The organism is Pseudomonas sp. C2B4, assembly GCF_013359695.1.
In the GTDB taxonomy this organism is placed as follows: Bacteria; Pseudomonadota; Gammaproteobacteria; order Pseudomonadales; family Pseudomonadaceae; genus Aquipseudomonas.
This window is the reverse complement of record NZ_JABFMU010000052.1, coordinates 1-22,962: the sequence shown is the minus strand read 5'-3', so window position 1 is coordinate 22,962 and position 22,962 is coordinate 1. Positions and strand designations below refer to the sequence as shown.

Annotated in this window: 22 protein-coding genes; 9 read left to right on the top strand and 13 right to left on the bottom strand. The window is 58.4% G+C overall.

Annotated elements, in window-relative coordinates; genetic code table 11:
* Positions 1-2: 2 nt before the first annotated feature.
* Both HNQ83_RS24730 and HNQ83_RS24725 read right to left on the bottom strand, forming a co-directional pair.
* Positions 3-1,520, bottom strand: a complete 1,518-nt coding sequence (locus HNQ83_RS24730) for a 3-hydroxyacyl-CoA dehydrogenase (protein WP_175391378.1) — start codon at positions 1,518-1,520, stop codon at positions 3-5.
* A 2-nt stretch (positions 1,521-1,522) separates the two neighbouring features.
* Positions 1,523-2,293, bottom strand: a complete 771-nt coding sequence (locus tag HNQ83_RS24725; protein WP_175391377.1) for an enoyl-CoA hydratase — start codon at positions 2,291-2,293, stop codon at positions 1,523-1,525.
* Between the two features lie 243 nt (positions 2,294-2,536).
* Here HNQ83_RS24725 and HNQ83_RS24720 point away from each other — a divergent pair, with 243 nt between their 5' ends.
* From HNQ83_RS24720 to HNQ83_RS24695, 6 genes are all read left to right on the top strand, one after another.
* Positions 2,537-3,355, top strand: a complete 819-nt coding sequence (locus HNQ83_RS24720; protein ID WP_175391376.1) for an IclR family transcriptional regulator — start codon at positions 2,537-2,539, stop codon at positions 3,353-3,355.
* 10 nt (positions 3,356-3,365) lie between these two features.
* A complete protein-coding gene (locus HNQ83_RS24715; RefSeq protein ID WP_175391375.1) occupies positions 3,366-4,523 on the top strand; it encodes an acyl-CoA dehydrogenase family protein in 1,158 nt (385 codons plus the stop codon).
* A gap of 1 nt (position 4,524) precedes the next feature.
* Entirely contained in the window at positions 4,525-6,069 is a 1,545-nt protein-coding gene (locus HNQ83_RS24710) for a class I adenylate-forming enzyme family protein (RefSeq protein WP_175391374.1), read from the top strand.
* 72 nt (positions 6,070-6,141) lie between these two features.
* A complete protein-coding gene (locus tag HNQ83_RS24705; RefSeq protein WP_175391373.1) occupies positions 6,142-6,453 on the top strand; it encodes a Rieske (2Fe-2S) protein in 312 nt (103 codons plus the stop codon).
* A 905-nt stretch (positions 6,454-7,358) separates the two neighbouring features.
* Positions 7,359-7,931 carry a hypothetical protein gene (locus tag HNQ83_RS24700; RefSeq protein WP_175391372.1) on the top strand — a complete coding sequence of 191 codons (573 nt, stop codon included), beginning with the start codon at positions 7,359-7,361 and terminating at the stop codon, positions 7,929-7,931.
* A 210-nt stretch (positions 7,932-8,141) separates the two neighbouring features.
* Positions 8,142-8,606: a hypothetical protein gene (locus HNQ83_RS24695; RefSeq protein WP_175391371.1), complete on the top strand. Its 465-nt coding sequence runs from the start codon at positions 8,142-8,144 to the stop codon at positions 8,604-8,606.
* A 247-nt stretch (positions 8,607-8,853) separates the two neighbouring features.
* Here HNQ83_RS24695 and HNQ83_RS24690 read toward each other — a convergent pair whose 3' ends face one another.
* The 3 genes from HNQ83_RS24690 to HNQ83_RS24680 form a co-directional block, all read right to left on the bottom strand.
* Positions 8,854-9,060 (bottom strand): co-regulatory protein PtrA N-terminal domain-containing protein, encoded by a 207-nt coding sequence (locus HNQ83_RS24690; protein ID WP_175391370.1) that lies wholly within the window; start codon positions 9,058-9,060, stop codon positions 8,854-8,856.
* An 89-nt stretch (positions 9,061-9,149) separates the two neighbouring features.
* Positions 9,150-9,797 carry a hypothetical protein gene (locus HNQ83_RS24685; protein WP_175391396.1) on the bottom strand — a complete coding sequence of 216 codons (648 nt, stop codon included), beginning with the start codon at positions 9,795-9,797 and terminating at the stop codon, positions 9,150-9,152.
* Positions 9,798-10,070: 273 nt separating this feature from the next.
* The gene (locus HNQ83_RS24680; RefSeq protein ID WP_175391369.1) at positions 10,071-10,349 is read right to left on the bottom strand and encodes a DUF2790 domain-containing protein; all 279 of its coding nucleotides are present in this window, start codon (positions 10,347-10,349) and stop codon (positions 10,071-10,073) included.
* A gap of 655 nt (positions 10,350-11,004) precedes the next feature.
* On the opposite strand from HNQ83_RS24680, the gene HNQ83_RS24675 reads away from it, so the two are divergent.
* Positions 11,005-12,621 (top strand): arylsulfatase, encoded by a 1,617-nt coding sequence (locus tag HNQ83_RS24675; RefSeq protein ID WP_175391368.1) that lies wholly within the window; start codon positions 11,005-11,007, stop codon positions 12,619-12,621.
* Between the two features lie 309 nt (positions 12,622-12,930).
* Positions 12,931-13,365: a VOC family protein gene (locus tag HNQ83_RS24670; protein ID WP_175391367.1), complete on the top strand. Its 435-nt coding sequence runs from the start codon at positions 12,931-12,933 to the stop codon at positions 13,363-13,365.
* 271 nt (positions 13,366-13,636) lie between these two features.
* Here HNQ83_RS24670 and HNQ83_RS24665 read toward each other — a convergent pair whose 3' ends face one another.
* Together HNQ83_RS24665 and HNQ83_RS24660 are read right to left on the bottom strand one after the other, a co-directional pair.
* A complete protein-coding gene (locus HNQ83_RS24665) occupies positions 13,637-14,314 on the bottom strand; it encodes a DUF3313 domain-containing protein (RefSeq protein WP_175391366.1) in 678 nt (225 codons plus the stop codon).
* Positions 14,315-14,420: 106 nt separating this feature from the next.
* Positions 14,421-15,629, bottom strand: a complete 1,209-nt coding sequence (locus HNQ83_RS24660; protein ID WP_175391365.1) for an MFS transporter — start codon at positions 15,627-15,629, stop codon at positions 14,421-14,423.
* Positions 15,630-15,781: 152 nt separating this feature from the next.
* Here HNQ83_RS24660 and HNQ83_RS24655 point away from each other — a divergent pair, with 152 nt between their 5' ends.
* Positions 15,782-16,666 carry a LysR family transcriptional regulator gene (locus HNQ83_RS24655; RefSeq protein ID WP_218585556.1) on the top strand — a complete coding sequence of 295 codons (885 nt, stop codon included), beginning with the start codon at positions 15,782-15,784 and terminating at the stop codon, positions 16,664-16,666.
* A 108-nt stretch (positions 16,667-16,774) separates the two neighbouring features.
* Here HNQ83_RS24655 and HNQ83_RS24650 read toward each other — a convergent pair whose 3' ends face one another.
* From HNQ83_RS24650 to HNQ83_RS24625, 6 genes are all read right to left on the bottom strand, one after another.
* Entirely contained in the window at positions 16,775-18,106 is a 1,332-nt protein-coding gene (locus tag HNQ83_RS24650) for an LLM class flavin-dependent oxidoreductase (RefSeq protein ID WP_175391363.1), read from the bottom strand.
* Between the two features lie 78 nt (positions 18,107-18,184).
* Positions 18,185-18,946: an ABC transporter ATP-binding protein gene (locus HNQ83_RS24645; protein WP_175391362.1), complete on the bottom strand. Its 762-nt coding sequence runs from the start codon at positions 18,944-18,946 to the stop codon at positions 18,185-18,187.
* Positions 18,947-18,983: 37 nt separating this feature from the next.
* On the bottom strand, positions 18,984-19,769 hold the full coding sequence (locus tag HNQ83_RS24640; protein WP_175391361.1) for an ABC transporter permease: 786 nt from the start codon (positions 19,767-19,769) through the stop codon (positions 18,984-18,986).
* The gene (locus tag HNQ83_RS24635) at positions 19,766-20,671 is read right to left on the bottom strand and encodes an ABC transporter permease (protein ID WP_175391360.1); all 906 of its coding nucleotides are present in this window, start codon (positions 20,669-20,671) and stop codon (positions 19,766-19,768) included. Before HNQ83_RS24635 ends, HNQ83_RS24640 begins: the two co-directional genes overlap by 4 nt.
* A 4-nt stretch (positions 20,672-20,675) precedes the next feature.
* A complete protein-coding gene (locus tag HNQ83_RS24630; protein ID WP_175391359.1) occupies positions 20,676-21,788 on the bottom strand; it encodes an ABC transporter substrate-binding protein in 1,113 nt (370 codons plus the stop codon).
* 33 nt (positions 21,789-21,821) lie between these two features.
* Entirely contained in the window at positions 21,822-22,733 is a 912-nt protein-coding gene (locus HNQ83_RS24625) for a TauD/TfdA family dioxygenase (protein WP_175391358.1), read from the bottom strand.
* Positions 22,734-22,962: the final 229 nt, after the last annotated feature.

Genomic DNA, 22,962 nt, shown 5'->3' with positions numbered 1-22,962 from the left:
TATCAGATGTCAGCGGTGAGCAGAGACAGACCCAGGCGGGCGCGGCGCATCAGCCAGGGACTGGGGCGATAACGCGGGTCGCGGTAGTAATCGTGGAGGTTGTCGAGGATCTGCAGCACCGTGTCGCCGCCGAGGGCATCCCCCCACGCCAGCGGGCCAAGCGGATAACCCAGGCCGAGGCGAATGGCACTGTCGATGTCCCTTGGGCTGGCCACCCCTTGCTGCGCCATGTCGCAGGCGATATTGACGATATGCGCCAATACCCGCTGCGAAACGAACCCGGCGCTGTCGCGGATCACGCTGACGGCTTTGCCGTCGGCGGCCAGCAGGGCGTGGGCCGCATCGCGCCAGCCCGACGCAGTGATGGTCGTGGTCATCACGACGCGGCGGCGTTCAAGTGGCAGCAACGTGTCCAGCGCCACGGTGCGCATCGGGTCGAGCCCTTCGGCGATGGCGGCGTGCGTCGCGTCCGTTCCCAGCGGCAACACCAGGCACAGTGCGTCCGGGCTTGGCCGCAGGCCCGTCTCGATGTGGGCACCCAGGCGCCGGAGCAGATCAATCACGGCGTCACGGGCCTGGGGCCGCGCCGCGCTGACCCACACCGTCGGCAGCTTCACGTCCGGTGCCGCGGCCTCGTCGGGCACCTGCTGCACACCCTCGACATAGCGGTAGAAACCCTGCCCCACCTTGCGCCCGAGCAACCCGGCGTCCAGGCGTTGGCGAGTGATCACCGTCGGCCGATAACGCGGCTCCTGGTAATACTGCTCGAAGATCGATTCGGTAACCGGGTGCGATACGTCCAGCCCGGTGAGATCGAACAGCTCGCACGGGCCCATGCGAAAACCGGCCTGCTCGCGCAGGATGCGATCCAGGGTCAGCGGGTCGGTCACCGATTCGCTCAACACGCGCATGGCCTCGGTGCCATAACCACGACCGCCATGGTTGACGATGAAACCCGGGGTGTCCTGGGCGCGCACGGCGGTATGACCAAATCGCTCGCCGAGTGCCAGCAAGGTCGCGCCGACCCAGGGTTCGCTCTTGAGGCCATCGATCACCTCGACGATCTTCATCAGCGCCACCGGGTTGAAAAAGTGGAAGCCGCCGACTCGCCCGGGTACGTGACATTGCGCGGCGATGGCGGTCACCGACAGCGACGAGGTGTTGGTGGCCAACAGGCAATCGTCGGCTACCACGGCTTCGAGGTCGGCGAACAAGGCACGCTTGATCTCGAGGTTCTCGACGATGGCTTCCACTACCAACTGGGCATCAGCCAGTTCGGCCAGGGCGTTCGCCGCCAGCAGATTTTGCGCGGCGGCCTGTACCTGCTGTTCGCTCAACTTGCCCTTGGCGCAAAGCTTTTCGAGGGTCGTCACGATGCCTTGGCGAGCGGTTTTCGCGGCGCCTTCGCGGCTGTCGAACAGTTGCACCGTTACGCCGGCCAACGCCGCGATCTGCGCGATGCCGGCGCCCATGACGCCCGCACCGACCACCGCCATGCGATTAATCTTTCGTGCATTCATGCTCAGTTCCCCGAATAGACCGGCTGGCGTTTCTCGAGGAAGGCGCGCATGCCCTCCTTCTGGTCGGTGGAATCAAAGAGCAGCTGGAAGGCCTTGCGCTCCAGCATCAACGCGGTGTCCAGCGAGGCGTCCTGGCCCGCCAGCAACACTTCCTTGATCTGCATGACCGCCAGTGGCGGCATGCCGGCAATCAGCGCGGCCAGTTCCAGTGCGCGTGCCTGGACCTGGTCGTCTTCCACCACTTCACTGGCCAGGCCCATGCGCAGGGCCTCGTCGGCACTCACCAGCAGACCGGTGAGCAACATGCGCATGGCCTGGAACTTGCCGACCGCGCGGGTCAGGCGCTGGGTGCCGCCGGCGCCGGGCATGATGCCGACGCGAATTTCCGGCTGACCAAAACGGGCGCCACGGCCGGCGACAATCAAGTCGGCATGCATCGCCAGTTCACAGCCGCCGCCCAGGGCGAAGCCATTGACCGCCGCGATCACCGGTTTCGGGCACTGGGCGATCGCCGCCCACAGCCGTTGCGTCTGGCGCTGCATCATGTCGATGGCACCCCGCTCCGCCATGTCGCGAATATCCGCGCCGGCGGCGAACACCTGGTCACCGCCGGTGAGCAGGATGCACCTCACTTCGGGATCGACGCCCAGCACGCTGAAGTGTTCCGCCAGTTGCTCACGGACCGCTTGGTTCAGTGCATTGCGCGCCTCGGGTCGGTTGAGATGTATCCGCGCCACGCCCGTCATGGGGTGATCGACATAGGTCTCGTTCATAACTGCCTCTTGTTATTGTTCCGCTATGCGGAACTATGTTTTGCAATTAAAAATAAGCCTACGCAAGTTATCCTGCGCTTTGCAATCAAACGTGCAGTGAAAACGACAAGCGTTGAAATTTTAGCTGGCGCTAGATGTTCCGCTATGCGAAACTTGATTCTATTTTATTGACTATCGCTTTTCGCCTGTGCCAGCATCCGGCCGGCGATCGGCGAACCACTGTCCGACGCATGAGGATTGACCATGACCCAGCACACGCCTTTCGACACCGAACTCGACCAGCAGGACCTGGAACAGGACCGCCAGTTCGTCACCGCCCTCGCCCGCGGACTGGAGCTGTTGCGCTGCTTTGGCCCGGGCGAGCGCTTGCTGGGCAATCAGGAACTGGTGGTACGCAGCGGCTTGCCCAAGGCCACAGTATCGAGACTGACCTACACCCTCGTGCGCCTGGGTTACCTGCAATACGTCGCCAGCATGGGCAAGTACGCCCTCGACACCGGCGTGCTCGCCCTCGGCTACGCGCATCTGAGCGGGCTGGACATTCGCCGGGCGGCACGACCGCTGATGGCCGAACTCGCCGAGCAGACCCAGACGTCGGTGTCCCTCGGCGCGCGCGATCGCCTGAGCATGGTTTACATCGACAATTGCCAGGGCAGCGGCCCGTTGACCCTGCGCCTGGACATCGGCGCCCGTATTCCCCTGGCGAGCACCGCCATGGGCCGCGCTTATCTCGCCGCCTTGCCGGAACAGGAGCGCGATCTGCTGCTCGATCAACTGCGCGCCCGCGACCAGGAACAATGGCCGGCCATCCGCGAACAACTGGAAAAAGCCTTCCGCCAGTACCAGGACCAGGGCTTCTGCCTGTCCCTCGGTGGCTGGGAGAAGGACATCAACGCCGTAGGCGTTCCACTTATCAAACCTGACGGCTCCGGTGTCGTCGCCTTCAGCTGCGGCGGCCCGGCATTCGCCCTGCGCCAGCACATGCTGGAAGACGACCTGGGGCCACGCCTTTCGCACATGGTGCGCAATGTCCAGGCCAATCTGGGCCGACAATTCCAATAAGAGGTCATGCATGATCAACGATCAGGAAACACTCAACCTGCTGCTCGACAATCTGTCGCGCTTCGTCCGCGAGCGCCTCGTGCCCGCCGAATCCGAAGTCGCGGAAACCGACCGGATTCCCCGGCACATTGTCGATGAGATGCGCGCATTGGGCCTGTTTGGCCTGTGCATCCCGCAGGAATACGACGGCCTCGGCCTGAGCATGGAAGAGGAAGTCCTGGTCGCCTTCGAACTGGGCAAGACTTCGCCCGCATTCCGTTCCCTGATCGGCACCAACAACGGCATCGGCTCCCAAGGCCTGATCATCGACGGCACCGAGGAGCAGAAGCAGCGCTATCTGCCACGAATGGCCGCCGGCGAACTGATCGGCTCGTTCGCCCTCACCGAGCCGGGCGCGGGTTCCGACGCCGCCTCACTGACGACCCGTGCCGAGCGCGACGGTGATTTCTACGTCTTGAACGGCACCAAGCGCTTCATCACCAACGCCCCGCAAGCCGGCATCTTCACGGTAATGGCCCGCACCAGCAGCGAGATCAAGGGCGCCGGCGGGATTTCCGCGTTCATCGTCGAGGCCGGCACGCCAGGAGTTTCCCTGGGCAAGATCGACCAGAAGATGGGCCAGAAAGGCGCGCACACCTGCGATGTCATCTTCGAAAACTGCCGAATTCCGGCCGCCAACCTGATCGGTGGCGTCGAGGGCGTCGGCTTCAAGACGGCCATGAAGGTCCTCGACAAGGGCCGCCTGCACATTGCCGCCATTTGCGTCGGCGCCGCCGAACGCATGCTCGACGACGCCCTGACCTACGCCCTGGAACGCAAGCAGTTCGGCCAGCCGCTGGCCGAGTTCCAACTGATCCAGGCGATGTTCGCCGACAGCCAGGCGGACATCTACGCCGCCCGCTGCATGGTCATCGACGCCGCGCGCAAGCGCGATCTCAAGCAGGATGTGTCCATGGAAGCGTCGTGCTGCAAGATGTTCGCTTCGGAAATGTGCGGTCGCGTGGCCGATCGTGCCGTGCAGATCTTTGGCGGAGCCGGTTACGTCAGCGAATATGGCATCGAGCGCTTTTACCGCGATGTGCGCCTGTTCCGCATCTACGAAGGCACTACGCAGATCCAGCAACTGGTGATCGCCCGCCAGCTGATTCGCCGCGCGGGGCTCAAATAACATGCTGACCCGTGAAGATGTACTCGCTGGCCTGCCGGATTACCTGCACCAGATCCTCGACCGCCACGCCTCCAGTCACGATGACGCTCCGGCGCTGCACGAGTCTGGACAGACGCTCAGCTATGGCCAATTGCGCGAGGCGGTCGTTCGACTGGCCAAGCAGTTCGAAAGCGACGGCATCCGTGCTGGCGACCGGGTCATGCTGGTCGCGGAGAACAGCCGCCTGCTGGTGGCTTCCCTGCTAGCCCTCAGTCGCCTGAACGCCTGGTCCGTGGTCGTGAATGCGCGACTGTCAGCGGGGGAAATCGATAACATCCGTGCCCATTGCAGTGCCCGCCGGGTCTTGTACGGCAGCGCTACCTCGAAGGACGCCGCCGGCCATGCCGAGCGCGCCAACGCCGTGCTGCGTATGGCGACCCACCTGGACAGCTACCACCTTGGCCCCTTGAACGAAGATTGCCAGCCTGAGTTCGTCGAGAACGATCCGTCGCGCCAGGTGGCACTCATGATCTACACCACCGGCACCACCGGCGCGCCGAAAGGCGTCATGTTGACCCACCGCAACCTGCTTTACATTGCCCACTCCGCCAGCCTGCTGCGCCAGTTGTGCAGCGAGGACCGGGTCTACGCGGTACTGCCGATTTCCCATGTGTACGGCCTGTCGGCGGTCTGCCTCGCCAGCCTGTTTGCCGGCGCAGCATTGCAACTGGAAGCGCGCTTCGACCCACAGGAACTGGCCCGCGCCCTGCGTGATGACGGCATTACCCTGATGCAAGGCGTTCCGACCCTGTACGCCAGGCTGCTGGAACTGGCGGACGCTGGCCAGATCGAGTTGTACGCGCCAAAGCTGCGCTTCATGTATGCCGGCGGATCGCCGCTGGACATGACCCTGAAAACTGCCGTCGAACAGCGCTTCGGCCTGACGCTGCACAACGGCTATGGCCTGACCGAAAGCTCGCCCACAATCAGCCAGACGCGCATCGACGCCCCGCGCAGCGATACCTCCATCGGCCTGCCGATTCCCGGTCTGGACATTCGCCTGATGAACAACGACCGCAGTGCCTGCGTTGCGCAGGGCGAAGTCGGCGAGTTGTGGGTACGCGGCCCCAATGTGATGAAGGGTTACTACCGGGCGCCAGACAAAACCCTGGAAGTCCTGACAACCGATGGCTGGCTGAACACCGGCGACCTGGCCCGCCAGGACAGCGATGGCGCACTCTTCATCGCCGGGCGCAGCAAGGAGTTGATCATCCGCTCTGGCTTCAACGTCTACCCCCCCGAAGTCGAGGCCGTCATCGCGGCGTTCCCGGGTGTGGTGATTGCCGCTGTCGTCGGCCGACCAGTGGAAGGCAATGAGGAGGTCGTGGCATTCCTTCAGGTCGCCAATCGCGAGGCGTTCGATACCACGGCCTTGAAGGCCTTCCTGGCCGAACGCCTGTCTCCCTATAAACGCCCGAGTCATATCCACCTGCTCGACAGCCTGCCAGCCACTGCGTCGGGCAAGATCCTCAAGCATCAGCTCAAGGCTCAGGCCGAAGCGCTCTGAACCTGGCCGTGACGAGGCCTCCACATCGGATGCCTCGTCACGGATCTGACTGTTCACTGACAGAAGTCCCCCATGAAACGACTGCTCGAAATTCCCGCAGACCGCCTGCCCGTCGAAGGACAGCGCGTCCTGCTACGCCATGAGGAAAAATCTGTGCTGCTGTTCAATGTCGCCGGCACCTTCCATGCCATCGACGACAGTTGCCCCCACAGCGGCGCCTCCCTGTTCGCCGGCAAACTGCACGGGACCTTCCTGCAGTGCCCGGCCCATGGATTGCGGTTCAACCTCGACGAAGGTTGTCCGGGTGCGATGGGTATCAAGGCAAAAGCCTACCCAATCAACTGGCAAGGCGAGGTTTGTATCGTAGATCTGTCTGAGTCTTGAGGCAGCCGGCCGAACTGACTTCAATCATGTGAATGGAGAATTTTGTATTGATCAGCACGATGCTGACAGGCAGCAATCGGCCAGAAGCGGTCGTTCAATTAATCCGAAAATTTTGGGGTCTGCCCGAATATTCAATCAAGGTGCCGCTAAATTAGATTTGTAAGGTTCGGTTTTAACAGCTTTGTTAAGGGCATAATCTGTGCTTATTTATAGTTAAACCGTAGGAGCTTGCATGCCTCGCGTAAGTGGAAGATCCCTCATTTCTGAGACGACCGAGAAGGTGCTTAGACGCACTCTCGTAATCGCCTCTGCGACGATACTCACCAAGCTTTACGATGTGCCATTAAACGACCTCAAGGTTTTGGGCATGGAGTTGCCCGCCGCGCTGTATGACTCAGTTCTCCTGGGGCTCGTCGTGTACTACATGTACTCTCTGACCATAAATTGGGTCGGTGACTTGGCAGCTTTTCGCCTTTGGTACACCGAGAGTTCCATTTGGTCTGACTTCGGCAGCAACATGACTTTGGATAAAGAATTCATACGTGGCGCAGTCCCTCTTATTCTAAAGCTGCACGAACTAGAGCAAAGTCGGTCATGGCCCACTACCTTTGAGTTACTTCCGGAGGTGGATCGCAGAAACTTCGCGGACTTTAAGGCTAACGTTGAACTCTACACACACCGCCTAGAGCATGCCGGCAGTCGCTTCTCTTTGCTGTCAAAGTTCGGTCACTACTACGTGTGGTTCCAGAGTTACGTATTTCCTATGATGCTATGCGTGGGCGCCCTCTTCCTGCAAGTCAAATATGGTACGTTTGCACCTCCTGCGAAAATTTGGGGTGCGAACTAGCAATTCGTCCACTCAGATGCCACTTCGCGGCTCGACTTAACTAAGGTGTTAGAGACTTATGGATAAACTGACAGGGCTGTTTGAGCTTTTAGAGAAAAATCAAAGCGCAGCCTCAGCCGCTGCCGCAATGACAAGCGCTGCAGCGGCTATCCTTGCGCTTCTCATTTCAGTTATCGCTGTTTTGGTGGCATTGATATCGGCCAAACAGCAAAGGGTTCACAATATCTTAACTGTAAGGCCAATCCCGGAAATTACGGTTGGCGACTTTGAAAACTCCTTGCGGGTGAAGCTTCGGAACCATGGGTCTGGTCCATTGTTGATCAAGTCTTTCATCGCTACGTTCCATGGGAACTCACGCCAATCTTTAATAGACTGCATACCAGGTCATGGTGATGTACATTGGACGAACTTCACGGAAGTAATTGACGGACGGGCACTTCTACCCGGAAAAGAGATCGTACTAATAGAGCTAACTGCAGGGCCGAAAGAAACAAACTTTAGTATCCCTCGAGATCTTGCTCGACTGGCACTCTCCGAGACGGAAATAGTCATTCAGTATTCCGACATCTACGATTCGACTTTCTCCCCGTATAAAAAATCCCTTTCATGGTTTGGTCGAAACCTTGAATAAATCGGAATTTAACAATTCGTTCAAGCCGAAGCCGCTTAGCTACTTGGCTTAAATCAGGCGCCATCTAGGTGGCGGTTTCGGGGCGCACGCTGCCCTTCGCGACAGGCATCGATCGGCCAAAAACAGCCGTTCATGCCCACCCCCTATAGACGCGCTGATCTCGCTTGGATCATGCTGACTCAGTGACATAAGAAATCCTGGGTACTTAAAGTGGAAGAATCTCTCTCTTCAATATTTGCACGCACTAAAGGCATACCAATAAATTTCAATGGACAAACCGTCGTTGCGATCATAGAGATCAAGATAACGAAGCCTAGAGCAGTCTTTTCAATTCGCAGATCGAGCGCTAAAAACGATCGGGTGCAAGGGTTGGTGTTAAAGGCAACGAATGGGCAGATCGTCGTCGACAGCGCTGACGCCGGCTATCCCGAAGTGGTTTTTTGGTCTGATTCCAGTCCTGATATTGCGAAGTTCGAAGTGCATTCCAAATCTGGAAGCACGTTAAAAATCTGGAACGTTTGGAAAAGCACTTTTGGCATGAGTGCATGGGTTGGAAATGCGGGAATGCGTGTCTGTGAGGCCGGTAGCGTGATGACGCTGGAATGCAGTGACGGCGTTGGTGATGTCGACTTCTCTGATTATGTGGTTACTTTAGAAGAGCAACAATGCCCATAAATGTTGCTGTGTTACTTGTTTCTTTTGTACCTCTAGTCGTCATGTCCGCTTTGGGTCGGTTTCAGCCGGTCGTGGCAGGCAGAAACCGGCCCAAAGCAGCCCTTCGAGAAAGGCTTCTTGCGGCTGTGGATTCAACGGGGCGGTCAATACACCGGTTCTAGTTAAACCGGCGCTAGTAGCACCTTGGGTGCTGCATTTGACGCTTGAGACCACACATTTTTGTCAGCCTGTGGAAGCGTTTCACAGATTAGCCGTTGGTGTGATCGGTCGCCTTGGCTTTGCTTTCGGCGACTGCGGCTTCAGCCTTCTGTTTCTGTGCAACCTGGAAAGCTTCCATCGAGACTTTCCGGGCCGACTCCATGCGTGCGGTGGTCCGATCGCCGCCACCTGATGCCATGGCCAGAGAAGAAGCGGTCAGAGCGGCAGCTACGAAGAGTACTTTCATGGATTTCATTTGGGTTTCCTCAAGTGAGAGTTTATTAATAGATAACAGCGGTATTTATTTGCTAAAGCAGAACTTGCTTATTCAATCTGGCTTTACCATCAAGCTATGGCGGCGTTCCGTATTGTCCAAGTGTCTTGTTCCATGTGCCCTTCGGTATCTCTGCGTTTTGCCCAGGCGGTGAGCAGGACCATTGCCCCGAATCCACCGACGATGAGAACCGGATAGGCTGCCAGTAACTCGACCAGTGAGTATTTCCAAGCCAGCGGACGACCCACTCCCAGCATTGCGGCATAGAACCACGACACGCCAGAGAGCGCCCCCGAGAAAAGCGCCAGCATGCGCAGGCTGAAGGAAAGTTTCAGTAACGAACCGGCTTTTTTTAGCGCCGGCAATACAGCGCTATGTAACAGGAAGCCGTTAAAGGTCAACAGTACAACCATCCCGATTTTTGCTTGCAATTTTGGATTGAGGAAATACTCCATTCCCTTGCCGATATAATCTATCCCGATAATGCCAATACCCGTAATCCAAAGAGCTACAAGCGCGAGCACGACAGTTTTTTGTAGGCTTTCCATATGTGCGTCATCATGGTGATCTGACGCATCCCCCTTCAGGAGTTGTTTGACCATTGCAATATCACTGGTCAATACAAGACTGATTGCAACACAGCATGCGATAAGGTGGAAATATACAACGCCCAAGCGTAAGTGTTCCGCGGTGGACGAAGAAAGCATAATAAATTCCATGGCTTCCTCTGACTTCAATAGCAAATCAATAGGGCTCACGGCACGGCTCAACTGGAGTTCACCGTTGCCGATGGCAATTAAAATCCAGCAACTTCTATTAAATATATCTTGCAGTATCATGCTGCCAAGACAATAGCGTTTCTCGCGAATTGATTTTTAATCAATCGACCATGTCCATGCTCAGCTACCAAAAATATTATTCGCACTTAGTGCATATGAAGTTTGAATTCCGCTTCTGGGGTAGGCGAGGCCAGAATCCAATCGGTGAGCGGATCAGGCAATGCTGGTGGGGTTGGCAGGGCTTGCGCCCCATTCGAGGAAACGGATCTTGTGAATCTCACCTTGGCTATCTTCATAGACCAGGGTCACCGGTACCACGCCTGACTTGTTGGATGTATCGGTGCGCTTCAATACCCGCTTCACATCGATTTCCATTCCGTAGTGATAATCGACGGATGAGACATGCGCGCCTGGCTCTTGCAGTCCGTTCTGATCGAAGACAGTTGGCGCGAGACTGGAAATCACGGCACTGACAACTGTGGCCATATTCATAAGGCTATATCTCCACTGAAGTTCGCTTAACGAGGACTTAATCTGACACGTGGTGAAAGTGAAGTTCACTTCACCGCGACGAACGCACCTATCTGTGCCGCCTGTAGTGGCTTCAGGCTCCCGGTAATTCCCGCGCTTGACGCCTCTCGACCATTCGTCCATTAACCCCGCATTTGCTGGGCAAAACGCCTTTTCTGAATGAGGTCATAGCATGTTGTGACGAATTCTCGCCCAAGGTTTCACGTATTGGCTGTGACAGTGCGTGGACCAAAAGCGCCTGCGAGCCAAGGGAGATATATCGGGTAGGATTCTTCACATTTGAGTTGGTCAGTTGTGTGCTTCACACTGGCCTGTACGCCACCTAAGTACTCAATAATTATGCCTGTGGTAGACCTTAGCCCACGGCGATTGGCCGGCGATTCATTTACTTTAGAGTGATTATTGGCACAAGACTTTGATCGGCTTGAAAGCGGCTGTCGGTATGCGCTGTTGAAATGAAAGATTGAATCGAAATAACAGTTTTCACATCGATTTCAAATACGTCACTGGAGGATCGGCATTCATACCTACGCTACTTTCGGGGGACTTCCGTATTTCGGGAAGACAGCTGGAGGGAACCTCTCGAAATACTCTCGAAAATGCAAAGGAGTTCGAAATGAACCACAACATTTTCTCTGCGGTGTTCGGAGCCACAGCGCTGCTGTCGGCGATCGCACTGCCTGGATTATCCTTGGCGGACGATAAAACGGTGCCAAACATACTGGTTATCATGGGCGACGATATCGGCTGGTCGAACATCGGTGTCTACAACCAGGGCATGATGGCCGGCAGAACACCCAATCTGGACACCCTTGCCTCCGAAGGTATGCGCTTCACCGACTACTATGCCGAAGCCAGTTGCACGGCGGGCCGTGCCAACTTCATTACCGGCGAACTGCCGATCCGTACCGGCATGACTACGGTGGGTCAGGCCGGCTCACCTATCGGTATTCCCTCCCAGGCGGTGACGATTGCCACCGTGCTCAAGTCCATGGGTTATTCCACCGGTCAGTTCGGCAAGAACCATTTAGGCGACCTGAACGAATTCCTGCCCACCGTGCATGGCTTCGACGAGTTCTTCGGCTACCTCTATCACCTCGACGCCATGGAGGATCCGGCCCACCCCAACTACCCGCAGGCGCTGCTGCCCACGGTCGGTCCGCGCAATATGGTCCACAGTTGGGCGAGCACCACTGATGACGCAACCGTAATGCCGCGCTGGGGCAAAGTGGGCAAACAGAAAATCGAAGACGCGGGTACCCTCTACCCTGACCGTATGAAAACCGTCGACGACGAAATCCGTGACAAGGCTTTCAATTTCATCGACAAGGCCAAGCAGGACAACAAACCTTTCTTTGTCTGGCTCAATCCGACACGCATGCACATCGTTACTCACCTCTCCGACAAGTACCAGGCCATGCGCAATGCAGAAAATGGCTGGTCCGAGCAGGAAGCCGGTATGGCGCAACTCGATGACGTCGTCGGGGACGTCATGGCCAAGTTGAAGAAAGACGGTCTGGATCAAAATACGATCGTGGTCTTCACCACGGACAACGGCGCGGAAAACTTCACTTGGCCTGATGGCGGCCAGACGCCGTTTGCCATGGGCAAGGGGACTGTCATGGAAGGTGGCTTCCGAGTTCCGGCAATCATCCGTTGGCCGAACAAGGTACCTGCGGGGCAGATCGCTAACGGCATCATGTCGGGTTTGGACTGGTTTCCGACCTTCATTGCCGCGGCAGGCAACCCGAATATCACGAGCGAGCTGCTCAAAGGCAAACAATTGGGAGACACGACGTACAAGGTTCACCTGGACGGCTACGACCAAACCCCGATGATCACCGGCAAAGGTCCGTCCAATCGTCATGAAATTTTCTATTTTGGCGAAAGCAATTTGGGCGCGGTGCGTATCGACGACTACAAGTATCGTTTCATCGATCAGCCTGATGGCTGGCTCGGCGCCAAGACCAGTGTCGACGTGCCTGTTCTGACCAACTTGCGTCTGGACCCATTCGAGCGCGCCGGATGGCCGCAGAACCAGGCGGCCAATGGCTCCATGCAGTACTTCGATTGGTTTAAATTCCAGTTCTGGCGCTTCGTGTTCGTTCAGCAGGAGGTTGCAAAACTGGCTGAAACGGCCATCGAGTTCCCACCAATGCAAAAAGGTGCGAGTTTCAACCTCGACTCTGTAAAAGCCAAGATCGAGGCCGCGAGAGCAGCGATGGCCAAGTAAAAAAACGCCGGTACGTTAGTGCATAGTCATGGGTGGTAGTCGGAGCCTGCCATCCATTCTCGTATGGAATAGGCAGCTGTAGCGACAACCAAGCATGCCCCTGCATCCAACGGCAGCTTTTGGCCGATTTCCGCCTTCCACAATCGGCTGATTCCGACCCAAAGCGGCCTTTCGCAAAGCCTCGCCCCGTTGCGGCCAGTCGCTTAATGGCGATCAAAAGTAGATATCGTGGTACAAACCGCACCGAGCAGAGTTGGACAGGCCGCCCCAGTGCTTGAGGGTGCGTTATCAACGACAAGGAGTCCGTTTATGAAGATGAACACTTTGGTTCCAGAGATGATTGTCTCTGACTTAAAACGAAGCCTGGATTTTTACTGCCGGATCCTGGGCTTCCACGTTGAATATGAACGGCCAGAAAACAAATTCGCCTTCCTGTCCTTTCAAGGGAGCCAATTGATGCTGGAGCAGGATGACTTGCAAGAGTCTCCATGGCGTGTGGGCCCCCTCTTATCTCCCTATGGTCGAGGGATGAATCTTTCAATTCAGTGCTCTGATACCAAAGCTTTGGCCAGGGCCCTCGAAGATGCTGGTATTGAATTGCGCAGACCCATTGAAGAGTGTTGGTACCGAGATAACGAGCGCCTGCACGGCGAGCTTAATTTCCTGGTGCTTGATCCAGATGGCTATCTGTTGCGGTTCTCTCAAAGCTTGGGTTTCAGAGCAGTTGAACAAGAGCCTGAATAAGGGGAACACTCCAGGCATTTTCTCAGTTTTCCAAGGTTCCACCTCGTGTAGGACGCCTTCACTCCCCCATTAGATCACGGCGAACCGGGTGCTGGATCAGATTGATCCGCCCTGAAAGATCTGAATCCGGACCTGTAGGCGCGAGCTTGCTCACGAAGAATGTCTGAGCAACGCGGTCATTCAGTCAGCCCGCGTTATCGTTGACGACCATCGCGAGCAAGCTCGCTCCCACAGGGTTCTGCACGGTCGTCAATGTCCTGAAGCAGTCACTTCATCTGTGAACGAACGTCCAGAGATCGGTATTCATTTTGTCGATAGCGGCTTTAAAGTCTTTGGTAGTGATTTTCTGACTCTCGTTCTCCAGCTGGCTGCCAAATACCTTGCGTACCACTTTGGCCATTGTCTGATTGGTTTTCGCGTCAATGAACTCGGCTTCGATGTACAGATTCGTGTCTTGATCCCGGTGGCCGGTAGCGGCCTGTGTCGCTCCGACAACGGCCGCGATCGGCATCACTTCATACCACTTCATGCCTTCGTTCGAAGCGCTGACGCCAGTGATGGCCGCACGCAGGATCAGGGGGCGTGACCCGGCCGGTGCGGCGGCCGCGCTGGACGCCCTTTTGTATTTGCGGCCCAGCACACTTTTGGCCGTCCTGGACATGTAGTACTGGAGGTCGGCCAGCGTCTGCCGATTGACCTGTTCATTGGGTTTTGGAGCCGGATAAAACTCCAGCGTCCTGAACGCAATGGTGTCGTACGCATCCGGGTTCCACGACGGGCTCACCCAGCGCAACGACTTCTCACCCGTGGTGGTGGTCACCTCCTTCAGGTCGTTGTAGCTGGACAGGAAACCGGAGTACTGCTCGCGCTCAGTGACCTGGGAGGTACAACCGGCGAGTAGCAGGCAGGCCAGTGCGGTGCCAACGAACGATTTATGGACCAAGGTCATGGCGGGTTCACTCCACGGTTGAGGCGGGTTCCGTCAACAGAACATCAGAAACGACAAGTCGTGTTTCCAGTCACGGCCCGGACGCCGCCCCTCCCTATTGCCAGGTCTAACTTCGGGGCTGTAGCAGCGCCAGCACGACGGTCAACGAAGCAAGCATAGCCGTAAGAATCAAGGGCCCCATGGCGCCATAGGTATCAACGACATAACCACCGACAACCGCACCGATAGTGATGGCGACCTGGAAGGAGGTAATCATCAAACTCCCTGCGGCTTCCAGTGCGTCAGGCGCCGCACGGGACAGGTTGATCGGAAGCACCACCGGCGCCATTCCGAAAGCCAGCCCCCACAACGCGGCGAAGCCGAAGGCAACGTCCAGGCGCACGCCCCAAAGCACCAGCGCGAGTGCCGCGAACGCCATCAATACGGCGGTGGTCGTGACGGCCGTGTGGATATTGTCATCGGCCATCCGGCCACCCACAACGTTACCCATCACAGCGGCGATACCGAAACCCAGCAACGCCAGGGCAATCGGCCCGGTTTCAAGATGAGTAATCTGTTCGAAGAAGGGGCGCAAATAGACCGATCCTGCAAAATGCCCCGTCATCAGCAAAAGGATCGCCAGCATGCCGAGTTGAATGCCGCGCCGGCGCGTCAGCCGCAGGACATCGGCAAGGCTGTTGCTCGTGCTTGCGGGCAACGCCGGCAAGGCCAGCCACTGCAATACCAGGGCAAGCGCCGCCAGTCCCGCGGTCATGGCCATGGCGCTGCGCCAGCCCAGCCAGTCGCTGATCAATGCACCCATCGACGGTGCGGCGATGGTGGCGAGCGAGACACCGAGGGTGACGATAGACATCCCCCGACCTGTCGCATGGGTACCCACCAGCCTCGCCACGACGGCAAATGAAAGTGCCCAGAACCCGCTGAGGGCGATGCCCAGCCCGGCCCGTCCCAACAAGACTTGCCAGAACTCGGTCCCCACGGCCGCCAGGAGATTGGAAATGATCGCCAGGGCGCTGAGCCCCATCAGCACCGTCTTGCGATTCAGCCGACCGATCAGCACATTGCTCAACAAGGCCATCACGGCACCGACAGACGCCGTGGCAGTGACGACCTGCCCTGCCGTTCCTTCGCTGATGCCGAGATCGCGCGCCATTGGCGTCAACAGGCCCGCGGGCAAAAACTCGGCTGACACCAATGCAAAGCTGGTGGCCGCCATCGAAAGGACTGCGAACCAGGTGGTCAGGCTCCACCTGGTTGATGCATCGGCCTCAAGGTTCAGCCCCGCAGCATCAAGCTGTAATGTTTTGTCCGTCATTGAAGTTTTCCAAAATTTCCAAATCGTCGAGAGAGCAGCGATGCCGGGATTTCCTCGGCCAGCGCAATGTAGACACTCTCAACATCGAGAACTAGACTGCCGATTTAAGAGTCAGTATCTCGGAAAATGAAATTATGGATCGGATAGAAGCCATGGCTGTTTTCGTCGCAGCAGCGGATGAAGGAAGCCTTTCAGCTGCGGGGCGGAGATTGGCGATGCCACTTCCCTCGGTCAGCCGAAAACTGGCGGATCTGGAAGCGCACCTTGGCGTGCGATTGATGACCCGATCGACGCGGCAACTGACGCTGACCGATGCCGGTCGTGACTACCTGGCCGCGTCTCGCGAGATCCTGGATCGTGTGGCCGAGGCCGAACGCACTGCGATCGGCGGCAGCATGAACCCACGGGGCGAACTGGTCGTCGCTGCACCGTTGATGTTCGGGCGCGAACATGTGCTGCCGATTGTCACGGAGCTCTTGAGTCGGTCCGACGATATGAACGTTCGCCTGGTGCTCAGCGACACCAACGCGAACCTGCTGGAAGAGAACATCGACGTGGCCGTGCGCATTGGTTCGCTCCCCGACAGCGGCCTGACGGCCAGGCAGGTGGGCAAGATCACCCGGGTCGTATGCGCCAGCCCCGCTTACCTCGAGAAGCATGGGACGCCGAAGACGCCCTCCGACTTGCGCAATCACCAGTGCGTGACCTTCGCGGGCCTCTCGTCATCACAAGCGTGGTCGTTTACCGACGCGAAGGGCACGACCCGCGTGCCGATTCGCTCGCGCTTGATCGTCAACACCGCCGATACGGCGGTGGCCGCCGCCACGAACGGCCTTGGTATCACCCGAGTGCTGTGCTACCAGGCCGCTTCCCAGTTCGCGCAGAACTCACTGGTCCGCCTCTTGAGGGAGTACGAGCCGGCGCCATCCCCGGTGAACTTGCTTTATGCACACCAGGGCAGGCTGCCAGCGAAGACGCGTTGTTTTCTGGCGCTTGCGACTGAACGCCTTGCACAAGCGCTGGCTGCGAGCGAGTGACTGATGGGGCGGTGCATGGCGCGAAGAATGTCTGAGCAACGCGGGCACTCAGTCAGCCCGCGTTATCGTTAACCTCCATCGCGAGCAGGCTCGCTCCCACAGGGGGGCTCACGCAGACTTCAACGCAAACCGCGAAACCGGGCGGCTCAGGCCGTAATGTTCGCGCAGCGTGGTGCCCGCATATTCCTCGCGGAACAGCCCACGCTTGCGCAGGATCGGCAGCACTTCATCGAGGAACACTTCAAATCCCTCGGGGAACGCCGGCGGCATCACGTTGAAGCCATCGGCGGCGCCGCTGCGGAACCATTGCTCGATCAGGTCGGCGATCTGCACCGGCGTGCCCACCGGCACCCAATGCCCGCGAGCACCGGCCAGGCGGTTGATCAACTGGCGCAGGGTTGGCTTCTCGCGGTCGACGATGTCGATGACCAGCTTGAAGCGGCTGGCCTGGCTCTCGCCGCCTTCAAAGTTGACCAGGTGGCGCGGGAAAGGCGCATCCAGGTCCTGACCGGACAGGTCGACACCCAGCAGGCGGCGCAACTGGCCGAGGGCGACGTTCGGCAATACCAGTTCGTTGAGTTCGTCGAACTTGCGCTGGGCTTCGGCTTCGGTGCTGCCGATGTAGGGACTGATGCCCGGGAGGATTTTCAGCTGGCGAGGGTCGCGCCCCACTGCCCTCGCCCGCGCGCGGATGTCGTTGGCGAACTCGGTCGCGCTTTGCAGGGTCTGGTGCGCGGTGAAGATCGCTTCAGCATGCCTTGATGCGAAATCACGACCATCCTCGGACGAGCCGGCCTGCACCTGCACTGGTCGACCTTGCGGAGAGCGTGGCGAGTTGAACGGGCCCTTGACCCGGTAGTGCTTGCCCACGTGGTCGATCGAGTGCACTTTCGCACCGTTGGCGAACACCCCGGCGGCCTTGTCCAGCACCAGCGCATCGTCCTCCCAGCTGTCCCACAGGTCGCCCACTACCTGCACGAATTCTTCGGCCTTGGCATAGCGGTCATGGGCTGGTGGATGTTGGTCCAGGCCGAAATTCGCAGCGGCGGCAGCCAGGGAGGTGGTGACGATGTTCCAGCCGGCGCGGCCCTTGCTCAGGTGATCCAGCGCGCTGAACGAACGGGCCAGGTTGTAGGGCTCGCTGTAGGTGGTACTGGCCGTGGCGATCAGGCCGATGCGTTGGGTCACGGCGGCAATCGCCGCCAGCCAGGTCACCGGTTCGAAACGAATGCGCAGGCCTTCACGGTCGCTCTCGGCCAGGGACGGTGAATCGGCGAAGAAGATCGCGTCGAGTTTTTCCCGTTCCGCTCTCAGTGCAAGCTGTTGGTAGTAGTCGATGTCCATGGACGCTTCCGGCACCGACTGCGGGTGACGCCAGGCGGCTTCGTGATGACCATTGGGGTAGATGAAGAGGTTGAGGCTGAGCTGGCGTTCGGACATTTCCTTTCTCCTGAAATAGAGAGCCGTAGAGGGAGAACCTGAGTAAGCGAATCTGAAAAAGGCGGGACAACACGCGACTCAATGCAACTCGGAAAAGTCGCTCAACACGTCATCGCGCAGGGCGATGAAGCGGCTGTCGCTGCGATTGCGCGGACGCGGCAGATCGACGTCGACAATGCGCCGGATGCGCCCCGGGTTGGGCTGCATCACCACCACCCGGTCGCCGAGGAAGACCGCCTCGTCCACATCGTGGGTGACCAGGATCATGGTGATTTTTTCCTTGGCCCAGATGTTCTGCAGCTCGCCCTGCAGGCGTGCGCGGGTCAAGGCGTCGAGGGCGCCCAGGGGTTCATCCAGCAACAGCACGCTTGGACGATTGACCAGGCCACGGGCGATGGCCACGCGTTGCGCCATGCCGCCGGAAATCTGGTGCGGGTAGGACTCGATGAAGTCTTGCAGGCCGACCAGCTCGATGTGCTCACGTACGGTGTCGCGCTTCTGCCCGGCGCTCAGGGGCGAGTTCTTCAGGCCGACCGCGACGTTCTGCTCGACGTTGAGCCAGGGGAACAACCGGTGATCCTGAAAAACGATGCCGCGATCCAGGCCCGTGCCCTTGATGGGTTTGCCATCGAGCAGGATGCGTCCGTCGAACTCTTCGTCCAGGCCGAGGATCAGTCGCAGCAGCGTGGATTTGCCGCAGCCGCTGGCGCCGACGATGCTGATGAACTCGCCGGGGGCGATGTCGAGGTAGATGTTGTCGAGTACCTGCAATTGCGTCGAACTGCCAGGTTTGGAGGTAAACCGCTTGCTGATGTGTTCCAGGGTCAGACCGTTGCTCATGTTGCGATCCTTTTCAATGTGGCAATCAATGCGGTAATCAATGAACAGCGATGCCGTACAGGCGCTGCATCCGCCGCTCAAGTGCCCGGGCCAAGGCGTTGAGACCCCATCCCACCAGGCCGATAATCACCATTCCAAACAGCACCAGGTCCATCATGAAATGTTCGCTGCCATCGATCAGCGTGTTGCCGATCCCCTCCCCCGATACCAGCAGGTATTCGGCGCCGATAGTCGCCAGCCAGCTGTAGACCAGCGCCAGGTAGAGCCCGGTGAAAATCGACGGCAAGGCGGCGGGTAGCATCACGCCGATAATGGTTTGCCACCGGGTGAAGCCGTACACCCGCGCCACTTCCAGCAGGTTGGGCGGGACGTTGCGCAAGCCGTCGCAGGTGTTGACCACCACCGGCACCAGCGCGGCCAGTGACAGGAACACCACCTTGGCCACATCGCCCAGGCCGAACCACACCGAGATCAGCGGGATCCAGGCGAACAGGGATATTTGCTTGAAGGTATTGAAGCTCGGGCCGACCAGGCGTTCGAAATGCCGCGAAAGACCCAGCAGGCAACCCAGCACCAGGCCCAGCGCGGTACCGATAAAGAAGCCACTGAGGTTGCGCGCAAGGCTCGCCGAAATCGCCCGCCAGAATTTGTCCGAGGTGATTTGATCCCAGGCGGTCGCCGCGACTTTTTCCGGTGAAACGAACAATCCCGATTCGCTCCAGCCCAGGTTCGAAGCCAGCCACCACAGGGCAACCGCCGTGATGGGCAAGACCCAACCGCGATAGCGGTGGCTACTGTTAGCTGATGACAAAGCTGCACTCATGACGGGCGCCCCCCAACCGTTGGCCGACCGCGATTGAGGCGTTTCTCCGCGTAGTCGAAACCGCGATCGATCAGCAGACCGAGAGCCCCCACCACCACGACCGCCGCCATCACCAGATCCAGTTGAAACAGCTGGCGTCCATAGACGATCAGGTAACCCAACCCCTCACTCGAAGCCACCAACTCGACCACCACCAGCGACAGCCAGGCTTTGGTGAAGCCCAGGCGAAACCCGGTAAACAGCGTCGGGATCGCTGCCGGCAGGACGATGGAGGTGACGCTTTGCCGACGGCTGAAGCCATAGGTCCGGCCGACTTCCAGCAAGCCTTTGGGCGCCTGGCGGAACGCCTGCAAGGTACACAGGGTGATCGGCACCAGGGCGGCCTTGGCAATCAGCACATACTTGAGCGTCTCGCCGATGCCGAACAGCAGCAAGGCAAACGGCAGCCAGCCCAGTACCGGAATTTGCACCAGTGCGTTGAAGGTCGGCAGCAGGTAATCCTCCAGCGTTCGGGACAGTCCCATGGCCAGGCCCAGCGCCACGCCGAGCAATGCACCGAGACTGAAGCCGACGACCACCCGCTGCAGGCTGGCCGACGCGTTCATCCATAGATCGCCGCTGCTGACCAGGTCCGACAGCGCCTGGTAAACGTAGGCTGGCGGTGGCAGCACCTGCTCTGAAAGCCAGCCACGTTCCACCCCCAGGTACCACAAACCCAGTAACAGCAGTGGCAACAGCCAGGGCAAGGCCTTGTCACCCAGACTCAAGGACCAGGCCGACGTGCGTGGCACCTCGACCTTGCGGACCGGGCGAGCGGGTGCCGGTGGAAGACGTTTGACGTTGTCGCTCGGCAATGCCGGCGCCCCATACTTCTCAAGTCTTGCGGTCTGTGCCCTGGCCATTTGCCTAGCTCCCTTGCTTGCTGGTCGTCGTGACCGCTACCGCATTACCCGCAGGCTGCTTGCCATCCGGGCCATAGGGTGTCCAGTAGTTTTCCAGTCCCTTGGCCTTGAGGGATTTCTGCAAATAGCTGGTCTCGAACCAGCCATCGATACTGACCGGGCGACGGATGAGTTTTTCTTCCTTGGCCTGATCCGCCACGGCCTGGTAACGGCTGAGCAGGAAGTTGTCGACCAGGGGCGAAGCCCTGTCCCTGAGGGGGACCCCGGTGAAGTCGGCACGCAGCGAACTCGCAGGGTCATTGCTCTTGGCCCATTCGGTGAAGACTTCGTCGCGGTGGCTGTCGTCCGATGTCCATTTCGCCGCGTCCACCAGCGTGTCGACGACCTTTTGCACCTTGTCCGGATTCGCTTTTTCATAGTCCCCGCGAACCACCAGCGCCGTCTGGCGGGTGTAGCGCACGTCCTGTTGGGGGTTGTTGTAAACGATGTCGATCAGGCCCTGGTCACGCAGCTTGAACAACTCGCGTCCGCCAAATGCGGCATCCACGCCATTGGAAATCAAGGCCGCCTGGGAGCTGCCGGTATCGAGGTTAATGGCCTTGATATCGCGTTCGGTCAGCCCGTGCTCCGCCAGCAGATTGATCATCACCAGGTGGCCGTTGGTCCCCCGGAAGATCGCGACTTTTTTACCCTTGAGGTCCTCGATGGTTTTCAGGGGGGAGCCCTTGGGCACCGCCAGATACAGGTTGGCGCGCACACCCAGCGCCGCCAGCAACTTGGTGTCCAGTCCGTTGGAACGCCCGACGACCGCAGGCAGATCGCCCTGGTAGGCGAAGTCCAGTTGCTGGTTGGAAAAGGCTTCGTTGACCGCAGGCCCTGCCCCCTTGAAGAAGAACCACTGCACTTCGGTCCCGGTACCGGCGAAGGCTTTCTCCAGCAACTGCTGATTGCGCACGATGCCCAGCGTCGAACCGCTAAAGGTCACCGGGTCACCGCCACCGGCTGTTGCCACACCGATGCGCAACACATCGGCCTCGGCTACGGGTATTGCAAGAATCGCAGCCAGTGCTGCAGCGATGCTGCCTGTTTTGAACAGGCGAATGCCATTGAGCTTCATGTCAGCCTTCCTTGTACCAATGAGAGTCGCTCGTCAGGCGGCGAGGTGTTTTTTGTCGGCTTCGGTTTTCGGCGAGCGCGCATCCGGACTCGGCTTGAGCGCCTGGCTCAGGCGACCATCCACCCCGACCGGCACATCACCGTCGATGGTGGTGCGGCGCACGATGCGCGGGGCATCGCCGTAATCGTTGATCGCGATGTGCTGGGTGGCGCGGTTGTCCCAGATCACCACATCGCCCTCCTGCCAGCGCCAGCGCACGGTGTTGTCGACATGGGTAATACGATCGTGGAACAGGCGAATCAATTGTTTGGAGTCGTTGGTACTTACACCCTGGATGTGTTTGACAAAGTGCCCCAACAACAAACTTCTTTCACCCGACTCCGGATGTACCCGCACTAATGGATGTTCGGTTTCGTAAACTTCAGCAGTGAACTGTTCACGGTAACGCTTGAGTCCGGATTCATCGGTATTACGCGGTGCTGCGTAGTCATATAAGTTGGTGTGCAAGGCGCGAAGATTATCGGCCAGTTGTTTTAACGGGTCGGGCAAATCGGCATAGGCTGCTGCAGTATTGGCCCATACCGTGTCGCCGCCAAAAGGAGGAATAACCACACCGCGCAAGATGGAAATCTTCGGGTAATTGGCCACGAAGGTCACATCGGTGTGCCAGGAATTGGCGCGGGTTTCCTTGGCGTCCAGATGCAGGATCGCAGCGCCCTGCTCGGCGGAACGCACGGTCGGGTGCGGGACCTGATCCCCGAAGCGACGGGAAAAAGCTTCGTGTTCGGCGTCATCCAGATGTTGGTCGCGAAAGAACAGCACTTTATATTTCAGCAGTGCCTGATTAATGAATTCGAATGCCTCGGCGCTGATATCACCCCCCAACTTCACGCCTTCCAGTTGTGCCCCAATTCGACCAGCGACCGGTTTGATTTGAATAGTCATCGAGCTACCTCCTGTCTCACGAGTTGTTGTGGGACAGATCATAAAGACATAAAAGCAGCGATGACTAATCACAAATTATTCTAAAGATAGAAGAGGCGTCATATAACAATCGAATGATTAAATTCAACTAACCGATATAAGCCATTAGTTATTAGCTAATAACTTATTTAAAAATTAATCCTCTGTAGGAGCGAGCCTGCTCGCGTTGGTCGTCAACGATGACACGGGC